Annotated in this window: 15 protein-coding genes; 11 read left to right on the plus strand and 4 right to left on the minus strand. The window is 71.9% G+C overall.

What is annotated here, in order from left to right; all coding sequences use genetic code 11:
- Positions 1-38 precede the first annotated feature (38 nt).
- Positions 39-920, plus strand: a complete 882-nt coding sequence (locus AB0B01_RS06975) for a YceI family protein (RefSeq protein ID WP_361713699.1) — start codon at positions 39-41, stop codon at positions 918-920.
- A 29-nt stretch (positions 921-949) separates the two neighbouring features.
- Here the strand turns inward: AB0B01_RS06975 and AB0B01_RS06980 are convergent, their stop codons facing one another.
- On the minus strand, positions 950-1,192 hold the full coding sequence (locus AB0B01_RS06980; RefSeq protein ID WP_361713701.1) for a hypothetical protein: 243 nt from the start codon (positions 1,190-1,192) through the stop codon (positions 950-952).
- A gap of 76 nt (positions 1,193-1,268) precedes the next feature.
- Between AB0B01_RS06980 and holA the strand changes: the two genes are divergently transcribed.
- Positions 1,269-2,267 carry a DNA polymerase III subunit delta gene (gene holA / locus AB0B01_RS06985; RefSeq protein ID WP_361713703.1) on the plus strand — a complete coding sequence of 333 codons (999 nt, stop codon included), beginning with the start codon at positions 1,269-1,271 and terminating at the stop codon, positions 2,265-2,267.
- Between the two features lie 318 nt (positions 2,268-2,585).
- Here the strand turns inward: holA and rpsT are convergent, their stop codons facing one another.
- On the minus strand, positions 2,586-2,852 hold the full coding sequence (gene rpsT / locus AB0B01_RS06990; RefSeq protein WP_356852183.1) for a 30S ribosomal protein S20: 267 nt from the start codon (positions 2,850-2,852) through the stop codon (positions 2,586-2,588).
- Positions 2,853-3,078: 226 nt separating this feature from the next.
- On the opposite strand from rpsT, the gene lepA reads away from it, so the two are divergent.
- From lepA to AB0B01_RS07010, 4 genes are all read left to right on the plus strand, one after another.
- Complete coding sequence (gene lepA, locus AB0B01_RS06995; RefSeq protein ID WP_361713705.1) at positions 3,079-4,944, plus strand: translation elongation factor 4; 1,866 nt, start codon at positions 3,079-3,081, stop codon at positions 4,942-4,944.
- Between the two features lie 251 nt (positions 4,945-5,195).
- Entirely contained in the window at positions 5,196-7,088 is a 1,893-nt protein-coding gene (locus AB0B01_RS07000) for a long-chain fatty acid--CoA ligase (protein WP_361713707.1), read from the plus strand.
- Between the two features lie 116 nt (positions 7,089-7,204).
- The gene (gene hemW / locus AB0B01_RS07005; RefSeq protein ID WP_361713709.1) at positions 7,205-8,437 is read left to right on the plus strand and encodes a radical SAM family heme chaperone HemW; all 1,233 of its coding nucleotides are present in this window, start codon (positions 7,205-7,207) and stop codon (positions 8,435-8,437) included.
- Between the two features lie 110 nt (positions 8,438-8,547).
- Positions 8,548-8,685: a hypothetical protein gene (locus tag AB0B01_RS07010; protein ID WP_361713710.1), complete on the plus strand. Its 138-nt coding sequence runs from the start codon at positions 8,548-8,550 to the stop codon at positions 8,683-8,685.
- Between the two features lie 6 nt (positions 8,686-8,691).
- Here AB0B01_RS07010 and AB0B01_RS07015 read toward each other — a convergent pair whose 3' ends face one another.
- Together AB0B01_RS07015 and AB0B01_RS07020 are read right to left on the minus strand one after the other, a co-directional pair.
- Positions 8,692-9,492, minus strand: a complete 801-nt coding sequence (locus tag AB0B01_RS07015) for a DUF3097 domain-containing protein (RefSeq protein WP_361713712.1) — start codon at positions 9,490-9,492, stop codon at positions 8,692-8,694.
- Between the two features lie 28 nt (positions 9,493-9,520).
- The gene (locus AB0B01_RS07020; protein ID WP_361713714.1) at positions 9,521-10,246 is read right to left on the minus strand and encodes an MBL fold metallo-hydrolase; all 726 of its coding nucleotides are present in this window, start codon (positions 10,244-10,246) and stop codon (positions 9,521-9,523) included.
- A gap of 136 nt (positions 10,247-10,382) precedes the next feature.
- Between AB0B01_RS07020 and hrcA the strand changes: the two genes are divergently transcribed.
- The 5 genes from hrcA (at position 10,383) to AB0B01_RS07045 (ending at position 14,983) form a co-directional block, all read left to right on the plus strand.
- The gene (gene hrcA / locus AB0B01_RS07025) at positions 10,383-11,399 is read left to right on the plus strand and encodes a heat-inducible transcriptional repressor HrcA (protein ID WP_361713716.1); all 1,017 of its coding nucleotides are present in this window, start codon (positions 10,383-10,385) and stop codon (positions 11,397-11,399) included.
- Positions 11,400-12,539, plus strand: a complete 1,140-nt coding sequence (gene dnaJ / locus AB0B01_RS07030; RefSeq protein ID WP_361713718.1) for a molecular chaperone DnaJ — start codon at positions 11,400-11,402, stop codon at positions 12,537-12,539.
- Positions 12,540-12,708: 169 nt separating this feature from the next.
- Positions 12,709-13,800 (plus strand): nitronate monooxygenase, encoded by a 1,092-nt coding sequence (locus AB0B01_RS07035; RefSeq protein ID WP_361713719.1) that lies wholly within the window; start codon positions 12,709-12,711, stop codon positions 13,798-13,800.
- Positions 13,797-14,540: a 16S rRNA (uracil(1498)-N(3))-methyltransferase gene (locus AB0B01_RS07040; protein WP_361713721.1), complete on the plus strand. Its 744-nt coding sequence runs from the start codon at positions 13,797-13,799 to the stop codon at positions 14,538-14,540. Before AB0B01_RS07035 ends, AB0B01_RS07040 begins: the two co-directional genes overlap by 4 nt.
- 83 nt (positions 14,541-14,623) lie before the next feature.
- Positions 14,624-14,983, plus strand: coding sequence for a histidine triad nucleotide-binding protein (locus AB0B01_RS07045; RefSeq protein ID WP_361713723.1), 360 nt, complete (start codon positions 14,624-14,626; stop codon positions 14,981-14,983).

Consider the following 14,983-nt stretch of genomic DNA (forward strand, 5'->3'; position numbering starts at 1 on the left):
AGCGGTACAAGTCCACACAGCACGGGGGTGCATCAACCATGTTCGGTCGCCGACGGGGGTTGGATACGGCCGGAAGTGCCGGCCCGAATTCCACTGTGACACTGACGCTGCCTCATGCGGCACGCCTGCTCAGCTGCCGCGTCCTCGACACGGTCCACCAGCCGGTCCGGCAGGCGAGGTTCGAAGTCACCGACCCGATAGGCCGGCGCATCGTCAGCGGCGAGACGGACCCGTACGGCGGGTTCACGGCGGCCGTGCCGGAGGGGGAGTACCGGCTCCTCGTCACCGCCGAGGGCTACGCGCCGTTCCACGGGGCGACGCTCGTGGGGGATCCGGCGCAGGCGGGCACCGCGGAGATCGTCCTGGACGCGGTGGAACCGCCGCTGTTGCCGCAGCCCGGCCACTGGGAGCTCGACCCGGCGCACTCGTGCGTCGCGTTCACGGCCCGGCACATCGGTTTCGCGCGGATCCGCGGCAGGTTCAACACCCTTGCGGGCGCGGTGCGGATCGCCGACCGCATGGAGGACTCCTCCATGCACGTGATCATCGACGCGGCCAGCATCGACACCGGTCTGCGGATGCGGGACGACCACCTGCGCTCCGCCGAATTCCTGGACGCGGCCCGGTATCCGACGGTGGAGTTCTACAGCGAGCGCTTCATCCACCGCAGCGGCAGCCGCTGGGCCGTCGCGGGCGCCCTGACCCTCCACGGGGTCAGCCGCTCCGTGACCCTGGACACCGAGTACCTCGGGCTCGGCACGGGCCTGGAGGGCGAACCGCGCGCCGCCTGCCGGGCCACCGCCGAGCTGCACCGCGAGGACTTCGCCTTGAACTGGCAGTCGGTGCTGGCCCATGGGGTCGCGGCGATCGGTTCGAGCGTGGACGTGACGCTGGACGTCCAGATCGTCCACAAGGCGTAGGGGAGACCGGCGGAGGTCCGGCGGAGGGCCTACGGGGCCTCCAGCCAGCCCTCGTACGCGCCGGCGAGGCCGTCCAGGAGGGCTGCGTCGAGCCGCTCCTGGGGGTCCTCGACGACGACCAGCCACTGGGCGTCCTCGGCGTCGTCCTCACCGGCCAGGGCGTCGCGGACCAACTGCGGTTCCTCCGGGAGGCCGAAGCGGTCGGTCACCTCCTGGGCCACCTCCTCGGCGGCGTCGCGGTCGGGCAGCACCAGCACATGTCGCACATTCACGCGACCATTCTCAAGTATGCGGTGAGGGGGGCCGCGGCGCGGGGGGCTGTCAGTGCGGCGTGGGATGCTGGAGGCGATGGCCACCAGGAAGAACTCCACCGACGATCCGCTCGCCCCGTTCACCCTCGCGGTGGGGCAGGAGGACCTGCTGCTCGACCGCGCCGTGCGGGAGGTGGTGGCGGCTGCCCGCGCCGCCGACCCCGACACGGACGTGCGCGATCTCGCCCCCGAGCAGCTCCAGCCCGGCACGCTCGCCGAGCTGACCAGCCCTTCGCTCTTCTCCGAGCGCAAGGTGCTGGTCGTGCGCAATGCGCAGGACCTGTCCGCGGACACGGTCAAGGAGGTGAAGGCGTACCTCGCGGCGCCGTTCGAGGAGATCGCCCTCGTCCTCCTCCACGCGGGCGGCGTCAAGGGCAAGGGCTTGCTCGACGCGGCGCGCAAGGCGGGGGCGCGGGAGATCGCCTGCCCGAAGATGACGAAGGCGGCGGACCGGCTCTCGTTCGTACGGGGCGAGTTCCGCACGCTGGGGCGGTCGGCGACCCCGGAGGCGTGCCAGACGCTGGTCGACGCGATCGGCAGCGACCTGCGGGAGCTGGCGAGCGCGGTGGCGCAGCTGTGCGCGGACGTCGAGGGGACCATCGACGAGTCCGTGGTCGGCCGCTACTACACCGGCCGGGCGGAGGCCTCCAGCTTCACGGTCGCCGACCGGGCGGTCGAGGGGCGGGCGGCGGAGGCGCTCGAAGCCCTGCGGTGGTCGCTGTCCACGGGAGTGGCGCCCGTCCTGATCACCAGCGCCCTGGCGCAGGCGGTCCGGGCGATCGGAAAGCTGGCCTCGGCGCCGCGCGGGGCCCGGCCCGGCGATCTCGCCCGGGACCTCGGCATGCCGCCGTGGAAGATCGACCGGGTGCGGCAGCAGATGCGCGGCTGGTCGGCGGACGGCGTCGCGGACGCCCTGCGCGCCGTCGCGGACGCCGACGCCGGCGTCAAGGGCGGGGGCGACGACCCCGAGTACGCGCTGGAGAAGGCGGTCGTAGCCGTCGCCCGCGCGGCCCGCCCCCGCCGCTCCGCACACTGAGCCCGGCCCGGCGCCCGGCGCCCGGCCCCGCCCCGGCCCCGGACGCCCCGCCCTGGGCGGGGCCGCTTGCGCCGGCCCGCCGGCCCGGGCCGGCCGCCTGCCCCGCCGGGCCCGTCGGCAACTGCCGGCACTGCGGTGCAAGCCCATGCCGAAGGCCCCGGTCTCCGCCCTGGGGAAGGGTGGGGAACGGGGCCTTCGGCTTCTGCTGGTGTGCGCCGCACCCGCGTGGCGAACGCAGGCCGCGTGCGGCGCGGAGTGCCGGTCGGGAGCGGAAGAGAGGGCCCGCTGGGTCCCTACCCGGCTTTCACATCAGGTAGCTCAGCCCTGGAGGGAGCCCACCTTGGAGGCCAGCGCCGACTTCTTGTTGGCGGCGGCGTTCTTGTGGATGACACCCTTCGAGACGGCCTTGTCCAGCTTCCGCGAAGCGACGCGAACGGCCGCGGTGGCCTTCTCGACGTCACCGGCGGCAACGGCCTCGGTGGCCTTGCGGATGAAGGTCTTGAGCTCGGACTTGACGGACTTGTTGCGAAGGCGGGCCTTCTCGTTCGTCTTGTTCCGCTTGATCTGGGACTTGATGTTCGCCACGAAAGAGCCTTTTCAGGTTCAGAGTTTGATCTTCGGATTGTGTCCCGACAGCTGAGAGGGCATACGAGACACAGCTGCCCAGGCTACCAGGCGCGCTCCGACCGGCCCAAACCGAGCGCACTGCCTCGTTCATGGGACCATGGGAACCTGCCTACAGACCCGAACTGTCGCGAAGACCGACGCTCAGACAACGCTTCCGACTGCGACCCGAGAATCAGGACACTGCGTGCCCGCGATCCCCAGCCACGTGCCCGAGCCGAGCCGTACCGACCCGGCGCTGATCCGCAACTTCTGCATCATCGCGCACATCGACCACGGCAAGTCGACCCTTGCCGACCGGATGCTCCAGCTCACCGGTGTCGTCGACCAGCGGCAGATGCGCGCCCAGTACCTCGACCGGATGGACATCGAGCGTGAGCGCGGCATCACGATCAAGTCCCAGGCGGTCCGACTGCCCTGGGCGCCCACCACGGGCGACGACCAGGGCAAGACGCACATCCTGAACATGATCGACACCCCCGGGCACGTCGACTTCACCTACGAGGTCTCGCGCTCCCTCGCGGCGTGCGAGGGCACGATCCTCCTGGTCGACGCCGCCCAGGGCATCGAGGCGCAGACCCTCGCCAACCTGTACCTGGCGATGGAGAACGACCTGGCGATCGTCCCCGTGCTGAACAAGATCGACCTGCCGGCCGCGCAGCCGGAGAAGTTCGCCGAGGAGCTCGCGAACCTGGTCGGCTGCCAGCCCGAGGACGTCCTGCGGGTGTCCGCGAAGACCGGTCTGGGCGTGGACGTGCTGCTCGACAAGGTCGTCGCCACCGTTCCGGCCCCGGTCGGCGTCAAGGACGCCCCCGCCCGCGCGATGATCTTCGACTCGGTCTACGACTCGTACCGCGGCGTCGTGACGTACGTCCGTGTGGTCGACGGCCAGCTCAACAAGCGCGAGCGCATCAAGATGATGTCCACCGGCGCCACCCACGAGCTGCTGGAGATCGGCGTCTCCTCCCCGGAGATGACCCCGGCCGACGGCATCGGCGTCGGCGAGGTGGGCTACATCATCACCGGCGTGAAGGACGTCCGCCAGTCCAAGGTCGGTGACACGATCACCAGCCTGCACAACGGCGCGACCGAGGCCCTCGGCGGCTACAAGGACCCGAAGCCGATGGTCTTCTCGGGCCTGTACCCGCTCGACGGTTCGGACTACCCGGACCTGCGCGAGGCCCTGGACAAGCTCCAGCTCAACGACGCCGCGCTCGTCTACGAGCCGGAGACCTCGGCGGCGCTCGGCTTCGGCTTCCGCGTCGGCTTCCTCGGCCTGCTGCACCTGGACGTGGTCCGCGAGCGCCTGGAGCGCGAGTTCGGCCTCGACCTGATCGCCACCGCGCCCAACGTGGTCTACCGGGTGGTGCTGGAGGACGGCAAGGAGGTCACCGTCACCAACCCGAGCGAGTTCCCCGAGGGCAAGATCAAGGACGTGTTCGAGCCGGTCGTACGGGCCACCGTGCTCGCGCCGACCGAGTTCATCGGCGCCATCATGGAGCTCTGCCAGCAGCGCCGCGGCACCCTGCTCGGCATGGACTACCTCTCCGAGGACCGGGTCGAGATCCGCTACACGCTCCCGCTCGCGGAGATCGTCTTCGACTTCTTCGACCAGCTGAAGTCCAAGACGCGCGGTTACGCCTCCCTCGACTACGAGCCCACCGGCGAGCAGGCCTCCAGCCTGGTCAAGGTCGACATCCTGCTGCACGGCGACAAGGTCGACGCCTTCTCCGCCGTCTGCCACAAGGACGCCGCCTACGCCTACGGCGTGCGCCTGGTCGCCAAGCTGCGCGAGCTCATCCCGCGGCAGGCCTTCGAGGTGCCGATCCAGGCGGCCGTCGGCTCCCGCGTCATCGCCCGCGAGACCATCCGCGCCATCCGCAAGGACGTCCTCGCCAAGTGCTACGGCGGTGACATCTCCCGTAAGCGGAAGCTGCTGGAGAAGCAGAAGGAAGGCAAGAAGCGCATGAAGATGGTCGGCTCCGTGGAGGTCCCCCAGGAGGCCTTCATCGCCGTCCTGTCCAGCGACGAGTCCGGTGGCAAGAAGAAGTAGCCACACCCGCCCCATGGCATACGAAACAGGCCTCCGCGCGCCGTCGCAGGGGCCTGTTTCGTTATGAATCGGCGGCTCAGGGGCTCTTACGCGCCAGCCGGAGGGCCCCTAGTCTGATCACACCCGTTGGTTACTCGCCAGTTACAAGCCTTGGCCGCCACCTTGGTCGCAGCCCTGGTTGCAAGCCCTGTTGGAAGCCTTCATTCACCGCCTTGAATGACAGGCCCTGCCGCGTGGTCCGGAGGACGTCCGTGAGCGACACACAGACCCTGATCGAGAACCGCCCGCCCACCGTGGCGGCCCTCTTCCTTGAGCGTGTCGGCGCCACGCCGAACGCCGAGGCCTACCGGTACCCGGTGCCTGCGGCGGACGGCCACGGCGGCCCCGACGACTGGAAGTCGCTGAGCTGGGGCCAGGCGGCCGAGCGGGTCTTCGCCATCGCCGCCGGCCTGATCGACCTCGGCCTCCAGCCGGAGAACAGGGTCGCGCTCGCCTCCAACACCCGCGTCGAGTGGATCCTCGCCGACCTCGGCGTGATGTGCGCCGGCGGTGCCGTCACGACGATCTACCCGAGCACGAACGCCGAGGAGTCGGCGTTCATCCTCGCCGACTCGGACAGCCGCGTGCTGATCGCCGAGGACGCCGCCCAGCTGGCCAAGGCCCGCGAGCGGCGCGCCGACCTGCCCGAGCTCGCCCACGTCGTGGTCGTGGAGGCCGCCGACGCGGTGCCGGCCGAGGGCGACCCGGAGGGCTGGGTGCTCTCCCTCGCCGACCTGGAGGCGCGCGGCAAGGATTACCTGGCCCAGCACCCGGGCGCGGTCGAGAAGCGGATCGCGGCCATCACCGCCGACCAGCTCGCCACCCTCATCTACACCTCCGGCACCACCGGCCGCCCCAAGGGCGTACGGCTGCCCCACGACAACTGGTCCTACATGGCCAAGGCGACCGTGGCCACCGGCATGATCTCCAGCGACGACGTCCAGTACCTGTGGCTGCCGCTCGCCCACGTCTTCGGCAAGGTGCTGACCTCCGGGCAGATCGAGGTCGGACACGTCACCGCCGTCGACGGCCGGATCGACAAGATCATCGAGAACCTGCCGGTGGTCCAGCCGACCTACATGGCGGCCGTCCCGCGCATCTTCGAGAAGGTCTACAACGGGGTCGCGGCCAAGGCCCGGGCCGGCGGCGGCGCCAAGTACAAGATCTTCCAGTGGTCGGTCGGCGTCGCCCGCGAGTACGCCAAGACCAGGCAGGACAACCACCGCCGCACCGGCAACGCCACCGTCCCCTTCGGCCTCGCCACCAAGCACAAGATCGCCGACGCGCTCGTCTACTCCAAGCTCCGCGAGGCCTTCGGCGGCCGGCTGCGCGCCGCGGTCTCCGGCGCCTCCGCCCTCGCCCCCGAGATCGGCTACTTCTTCTCCGGCGCCGGCATCAACATCCTGGAGGGCTACGGGCTCACCGAGTCCAGCGCCGCCTCCTTCGTCAACCCGGGCGAGGCCTACCGCACGGGCACCGTCGGCAAGCCGCTCCCCGGCACCGAGGTCCGCATCGCCGACGACGGCGAGATCCTCCTGCGCGGCCCCGGCATCATGCAGGGCTACCACGGCCAGCCCGAGAAGACCGCCGAGGTGCTGGAGGAGGACGGCTGGCTGCACACGGGCGACATCGGCGAGCTCTCGCCCGACGGCTACCTGCGCATCACCGACCGCAAGAAGGACCTGATCAAGACCTCGGGCGGCAAGTACGTCGCGCCGGCCGAGATCGAGGGCCAGTTCAAGGCGATCTGCCCCTACGTGTCGAGCATCGTCGTGCACGGCGCCGACCGGAACTTCTGCACCGCCCTGATCGCCCTCGACGAGCCGGCCATCCTGGGCTGGGCCGCCGAGAACGGGCTGGAGGGCAGGACGTACGGGGAGGTGCTGGCCGCGCCGGAGACCAACCGGCTGGTCGAGACCTACGTACAGACCCTGAACGAGGGCCTGCAGCGGTGGCAGACGGTGAAGAAGTTCCGGATCCTGCCGCGCGACCTGGACGTCGAGCACGGCGACCTGACCCCCAGCCTCAAGCTGAAGCGGCCCGTGGTCGAGCGTGAGTTCAAGCACCTGATCGAGGAGATGTACGAGGGCTCGCGCGAGGCGTAGCCCCCGCGGCGGGCCCGGCAGGGCGGGGCCGGGCCCGGCCCGGCGCCCGGTCCGCCGTGCCGGCCGGCCCCGGGCAGGCGTCCGGGGCCCGGTTCGGGGTGCGGGACAATGGGGGCATGCCTTCCGCACTGCCCGACGGTGTCCCCGTGCCCGAAGACGGCTCCCTGCCGTCGCATGCCCTGGCGGGAGCCGGGGACCGGCCGCTCGGGTTCTACCTGCACGTCCCGTACTGCGCCACGCGCTGCGGGTACTGCGACTTCAACACGTACACCGCCTCGGAGCTGCGCGGCACCGGCGGCGTGCTCGCCTCCCGGGAGAACTACGCCGACACCCTGATCCAGGAGGTCCGCCTCGCCCGGAAGGTCCTCGGGGACGACCCGAGGGCCGTGCGGACGGTGTTCGTGGGCGGTGGCACGCCGACGCTGCTGCCCGCCGGGGACCTCGTACGGATGCTGGCGGCGATCCGCGAGGAGTTCGGCCTCGCGGAGGACGCCGAGATCACCACGGAGGCGAATCCGGAGTCGGTCGATCCGGCGTACCTCGCGGAGCTGCGGGCCGGCGGCTTCAACCGGGTCTCCTTCGGCATGCAGAGCGCCAAGCAGCACGTCCTGAAGGTGCTGGACCGCACCCACACCCCCGGACGCCCGCAGGCCTGCGTCGCCGAGGCCCGTGCGGCGGGCTTCGAGCACGTCAACCTGGACTTGATCTACGGCACGCCGGGGGAGTCGGACCAGGACTGGCGGGACTCCCTGGAGGCGGCTCTCGCGGCCGGGCCGGACCACGTCTCGGCGTACGCGCTGATCGTCGAGGAGGGCACGCAGCTGGCGCGGCGGATCCGCCGCGGCGAGGTCCCGATGACGGACGACGACGTCCACGCCGACCGTTACCTGATCGCCGACGCGGTCATGGCCGAGGCCGGGTACTCCTGGTACGAGGTCTCGAACTGGGCCACCTCGCAGGCGGGCCGCTGCCTGCACAACGAGCTGTACTGGCGCGGCGCCGACTGGTGGGGCGCCGGCCCCGGCGCGCACAGCCACGTCGGCGGCGTGCGCTGGTGGAACGTGAAGCACCCCGGCGCCTATGCCGCCGCGCTGGCGGAAGGGCGCTCCCCCGGGGCGGGCCGCGAACTCCTCACGGAGGAGGACCGCCGCGTCGAGCGGATCCTGCTGGAGCTGCGGCTGGTGGACGGCGTCCCGCTGTCCCTGCTGGCCCCGGCGGGGCTCAAGGCGGCCGGGAAGGCGCTGGCCGACGGGTTGCTGGAGGCGGCCCCGTACGAGGCCGGGCGCGCGGTCCTGACCCTGCGCGGGCGGCTGCTGGCCGATGCGGTGGTGCGGGACCTGGTCGACTGATCACTCCCCGGAGGGAATCGCTGCGGATGGGGGCAGGTGCGGCCTGGCCTGTCCCTATCTGGTCGTCATGTTCGTGCAGCGGCAGATCCCCGCCCTTCCAGGCCAAGTGCGTGGTGCTCACCGAACCCTTCGGCGCCGGAGAGGACGCCGACTACCGTACCGAGCGGACCAGCAAGTTCGCAGAGCCGGTCCCGCTCGACGTCCTGGGCGTCACGCTCGACACCTCGGAGTTCGGCACCCTGCCGTAGCCCGCGTCAGGGCGCCGTCACGAAGTCGATCAGCTCTTCGACGCGGCCGAGCAGGGCGGGCTCCAGGTCCTTGTACGAGTGCACCCGGGACAGGATGTGCTGCCAGGCGGCGCCGGTGTTCTCCGGCCAGCCCAGGGCCCGGCAGACGCCCGTCTTCCAGTCCTGCCCCGGCGGGACCACCGGCCAGGCCGCGATGCCCAGCGCGGACGGTTTCACGGCCTGCCAGACGTCCACGTACGGGTGTCCGACCACCAGCACGTCCGGCGAGACGACCGAGGCCGCGATACGGGACTCCTTCGAGCCCGGGACCAGGTGGTCGACCAGGATGCCCAGCCGGGCGTCCGGGGCCGGGCCGAACTCCGCCACGACCGAGGGCAGGTCGTCGACGCCCTCCAGGTACTCCACCACCACGCCCTCGATCCGCAGGTCGTCGCCCCAGACCCGCTCCACGAGCTCCGCGTCGTGCCGCCCCTCGACGTAGATCCGCCCGGCCCGGGCCACCCGCGCCCGCGCCCCCGGCACCGCCACCGAGCCCGACGCGGTCCGCCCGGGACCCTTCGGCGCCCGCACCGGACGGGTCAGCGTCACCACCGCGCCCTCCAGCAGGAACCCCCGGGGCGCCAACGGGAACACCCGCCGCTTGCCGAAGCGGTCCTCCAGGGTCACCGTGCCGGCCTCGCAGGCCACCACCGCGCCGCAGAAGTCCGTGTCCGCCGCCTCGACCACCAGGCCGGGCTCGGCCGGCACCTCGGGCACGGCCTTGGCGCGCTTCCACTGCGGGGTCAGGTCGGGGGAGTACTCACGCATCCGGCCGACAGTAGAAGAGCCCCCGCGCTCAGCCGTCCGACACGCCGAACAGCCCCCGGAGTGTGTCGCGTTGCGCACGGACGAAGGCGGCGGAGACCACCGCTCCGTGACCCGGCACGTACAGTGCGTCCTCCCCGCCCAGCGACAGCAGCCGGTCGATCGCCGCCGGCCACTGCGCGGGCACGGCGTCACGGCCCGCCTGCGGTGCACCCGACTCCTCCACCAGGTCCCCGCAGAAGACCACTTCGCGCTCGCCCGGCACGCAGACCGCCAGGTCGTAGCGGGTGTGCCCGGGCCCCACATTGGCCAGCAGCACCTGCAAGCCGCCCAGCTCCAGCGTCCACTCGCCCGACACCAGGTGCTTCGGCAGCACCAGCACGTCCACCGCCTCGGTCGCGTCGGCCTCCGCCAGCCCGTGCCGGACCGCGTCCTCCCGCAGTTCCGCGCGGCCCGCCGACAGCGCGGAGTCCAGCCCGACCGCCCCGTAGACCTCGGCCCCGGCGAAGGAGGAGGCGCCCAGGACGTGATCGAAATGTCCGTGGGTGAATGCGATATGGGTCACGCGCCGACCCGTCAGCCGCTCCGCCTCGGCCCGCAGCTGCGCGCCCTCGCGCACGGAGGAACCGGGGTCGATCAGGAGCACGGATTCGTTGCCCACCACCAGCCCCGCCGTGCAGTCCCACACCGGAAGCCGCCGCCGCCCGGTCCGTCCGGTCAAGCGCTCCCAGCCGGCCTCTTCCCATCGCAGTTCCATGCCGCGACGCTACCCTGGCGGGCCGCCCTTGCCGGGGGTGTACCGCCCGGCCGTACACTGGCCGGGGGATCGCTGGCACTCGAACGATGCGAGTGCCAGCCGGCAGCAGCGACGACGACCACTGGAGGTGTGCGCCATGCTCAGCGAACGCAGACTTGAGGTGCTGCGCGCCATCGTCCAGGACTACGTCGGGACGGAGGAGCCGGTCGGCTCCAAGGCGCTCACCGAGCGGCACCGGCTGGGCGTGTCGCCCGCCACCGTGCGCAACGACATGGCCGTGCTGGAGGAGGAGGGCTACATCGCCCAGCCCCACACCAGCGCCGGCCGGATCCCCACCGACAAGGGCTACCGCCTCTTCGTCGACAAGCTGGCGGGGGTCAAGCCGCTGTCGACGCCGGAGCGCCGGGCCATCCAGAACTTCCTCGACGGGGCCGTCGACCTCGACGACGTCGTGGGGCGCACCGTACGGCTGCTGGCGCAGCTCACGCGGCAGGTCGCCATCGTCCAGTACCCGAGCCTGACCCGGTCCACCGTCCGGCACGTGGAACTGCTCTCGCTGGCGCCGGCCCGGCTGATGCTGGTCCTGATCACGGACACCGGCCGGGTCGAGCAGCGGCTCGTCGACTGCCAGGCCCCCTTCGGCGAGACCTCGCTCGCGGACCTGCGGGCGCGGCTCAACAGCCGGGTCGTCGGCCGCCGGTTCACCGACGTGCCGCAGCTCGTACAGGACCTCCCGGAGTCCTTCGAGCTTGAGGACCGCGGCACGGTCTCGACGGTGCTCGCGACCCTGCTGGAGACCCTGGTCGAGGAGGCCGAGGAGCGGCTGATGATCGGCGGCACCGCCAATCTCACCCGCTTCGGACACGATTTTCCCCTGACGATCAGGCCGGTGCTCGAAGCGCTGGAGGAGCAGGTCGTGCTCCTCAAGCTGCTGGGCGAGGCCAACGAGTCGGGGATGGCCGTACGGATCGGGCACGAGAACGCCTACGAGGGGCTGAACTCCACGTCCGTCGTCTCCGTCGGCTACGGTTCGGGCGGCGAAACTGTCGCCAAAATGGGCGTGGTCGGACCGACCCGCATGGACTACCCCGGAACGATGGGAGCGGTACGCGCAGTGGCACGTTACGTCGGACAGATCCTGGCGGAGTCGTAAGTGGCCACGGACTACTACGCCGTTCTCGGCGTGCGCCGCGACGCATCCCAGGACGAGATCAAGAAGGCCTTCCGCCGTCTTGCCCGCGAACTCCACCCGGACGTGAATCCGGACCCGAAGACGCAGGAGCGCTTCAAGGAGATCAACGCGGCTTACGAGGTCCTCTCGGACCCGCAGAAGAAGCAGGTCTACGACCTCGGTGGCGACCCGCTGTCCTCCTCGGGCGGTGGCGGCGGCGCGGGCGGGTTCGGGGCCGGAGGCTTCGGCAACTTCTCCGACATCATGGACGCCTTCTTCGGCCAGGCCTCGCAGCGCGGCCCGCGCTCGCGGACCCGCCGCGGCCAGGACGCCATGATCCGCCTCGACCTGGAGCTGGACGAGGCGGCCTTCGGGACGACCAAGGACATCCAGGTCGACACGGCCGTCGTGTGCACCACCTGCTCCGGCGAGGGCGCGGCCCCCGGCACCTCGGCGCAGACGTGTGACATGTGCCGTGGTCGTGGTGAGGTGTCGCAGGTCACTCGGTCCTTCCTGGGCCAGGTCATGACCTCGCGCCCCTGCCCGCAGTGCCAGGGCTTCGGCACCGTGGTCCCGACCCCGTGCCCCGAGTGTGCGGGCGACGGCCGGGTCCGCTCCCGCCGCAGCCTCACGGTCAAGATCCCGGCCGGTGTCGAGAACGGCACCCGGATCCAGCTCGCGGGCGAGGGCGAGGTCGGCCCGGGCGGCGGCCCCGCCGGCGACCTGTACGTGGAGATCCACGAGCTCCCGCACCCGGTCTTCCAGCGGCGCGGGGACGACCTGCACTGCACGGTGACGATCCCGATGACGGCTGCGGCCCTGGGCACGAAGTGCCCGCTGGAGACCCTGGACGGCATGGAGGAGATCGACATCCGGCCCGGCACCCAGTCCGGCCAGTCGATCCCGCTGCACGGTCGCGGGGTCACCCACCTGCGCGGCGGCGGGCGCGGCGACCTGATCGTCCACGTCGAGGTCATGACCCCGGCGAAGCTCGACGCCCAGCAGGAGGAGCTGCTGCGCCAGCTCGCGAAGCTGCGCGGTGAAGAGCGGCCGATGGGCCAGTTCGCGCCGGGCCAGCAGGGCCTTTTCAGCCGCCTGAAGGACGCCTTCAACGGCCGCTGACCGGCTGCTGCGCCACGCGCCAGAGCACGTACGAGCCCGGTCCGGGGGTGCCCCGGACCGGGCTCGGCGCATGGGCCGCGGGGCCGCGCGGAGAGCCGCCGGGAAGCGGACTATGCCAGGCGAATGCCATGATTCGGCCCCATGAGCGGGACATGGCACGATGCAGTCCATGTCCTCCGCACCGAACGGTCTCTCCCCATACCCGATCGTGCAGGCTCCCATGGCGGGCGGCGCCTCCTGTCCGCCGCTCGCCGCCGCCGTGTGCGAGGCGGGCGCGCTGGGCTTCCTGGCCGGCGGCTACAAGACCGCCGACGGCATGTACCAGGAGATCAAGCGGCTGCGCGCACTCACCCGGCGGCCGTTCGGCGTGAACCTCTTCATGCCGCAGACCGGCTACGTCGACCCGGCCGCCGTGGAGGCGTACCGGGGGCAGCTGGCCGGCGAGGCCAACTGGTACGGCGTCTCCCTCGCCGACGAGGACATCATCGGCACCAGCGACGACGGCTACGACGCCAAGCTGGCGATCCTCCTCGAAGACCCGGTCCCCGTGGTCTCCTTCACCTACGGCTGCCCCGCCCCCGCGGTCTTCGCCTCCCTGCGCAAGGTCGGCACGTACACCGTCGTCACCGTGACCTCGGTCGACGAGGCGCGCGCCGTGCAGGCCGCCGGTGCCGACGCCCTGTGCGTCCAGGGCATCGAGGCCGGCGGCCACCAGGGCACCCACCGCGACGACCCGCAGGCCGACGGCACGGCGGGCGTGGGACTGCTCGCGCTGGTGGCGCAGGTACGCGAGGCCGCGGCCCTGCCGATCATCGCGGCGGGCGGTCTGATGCGCGGCTCGCAGATCGCGGCGCTGCTGGCGGCGGGCGCGGACGCGGCGCAGCTCGGCACGGCGTTCCTGGTGTGCCCCGAGTCGGGGGCGCACCCGCTGCACAAGAGGGCGCTCACCGACCCGCTGTTCGCGCACACGGAGCTGACCCGGGCCTTCTCCGGACGGCCGGCCCGCGGCCTGGTGAACCGCTTCATGCGCGAGCACGGGCCGTACGCGCCCGCCGCGTACCCGCAGATCCACCACATGACGGCAGGACTGCGCAAGGCGGCCGCCGACGCCGGGGACCCCCAGGGGATGGCGCTGTGGGCGGGCCAGGGCCACCGGCTGGCCCGGGCGCTGCCGGCCGGGGAGCTGGTGGAGGTGCTGGCGGCGGAACTGGCCGAGGCCCAGAGTGCGTTGAACGACATGCAGAAGAGGAGTACGTCATGACCGCCCCCGTGTTCGTGGTCGAGGAGGTCCCCGCGGGGCCGGAGTGCGTGCTGGACGGCCCGGAGGGCCGGCACGCGGTGTCCGTGAAGCGGCTCGGCCCGGGCGAGGCGGTGGTCCTCACGGACGGCCGCGGCGGCTGGGCGGAGGGCGTCGTCAAGGCGGCCGAGGGCAAGGACCGGCTCGTCGTCTCGGTGTCCGCCACGGGCCGGGAGGCGGAGCCGGCCCTGCGCATCACCGTCGTGCAGGCCCTCCCCAAGGGAGACCGGGGCGAGGTGGCGGTCGAGACGATGACCGAGACCGGCGTGGACGCGATCGTCCCCTGGCAGGCCTCGCGCTGCATCACCCAGTGGCGCGGCGAACGGGGCGCCAAGTCCCTCGCCAAGTGGCGGGCCACGGCCCGGGAGGCGGGCAAGCAGTCCCGCCGGGTCCGCTTCCCCGAGGTGGCGGAGGCCCTGTCCACCAAGCAGGTGGCGGCGCTGCTGGCCGAGGCGGACCTGGCGATGGTCCTGCACGAGGACCGGGACGCGCCCTCGCAGGCCCTGGCCGCCGCCGAGCTTCCGGCCGAGGGCTCCGTCGTCCTGGTGGTCGGCCCCGAGGGGGGCGTCTCCCCGGAGGAGCTGGCGGCCTTCGCGGCGGTCGGCGCGCACCCGTACCGTCTGGGCCGCTCGGTGCTGCGGACCTCCACCGCGGGCACGGCGGCGGCGGCGGTGCTGCTGGCCCGCTCGGGGCGCTGGTCCTGAAACCCCGTGAGGGCGCGGGCGCCGCCGGATACGATGCCCGAGCTGATCAACTTTCACGCGTCACCGTCACGGAAGGCGAAGCAATGGCCGGGGAACCGCAGGAGGACTGCCTGTTCTGCAAGATCGTCGCGGGAAAGGTCCCGGCGACCCTCGTCAAGGAGACCGAGACGACCGTCGCCTTCCGCGACATCAATCCGCAGGCACCCACCCACGTGCTCGTCATCCCCCGCGTGCACTACCCGGACGCCGCCGCGCTCGCCGCCGCCGAACCGGTGATCACCGCCGACCTGCTGCGCGTGGCCGGGGAGATCGCCGCCGAGGAGAAGATCGACGACCACGGCTACCGGATCGTGTTCAACACGGGCGTCGGGGCGGGCCAGACGGTCTTCCACACGCATGCGCACCTCCTGGGCGGCCGCGGCCTCCAGTGGCCCCCGGGATAA

It is taken from the genome of Streptomyces sp. NPDC044571 (genome assembly GCF_040647115.1).
GTDB lineage: Bacteria > Actinomycetota > Actinomycetes > Streptomycetales > Streptomycetaceae > Streptomyces.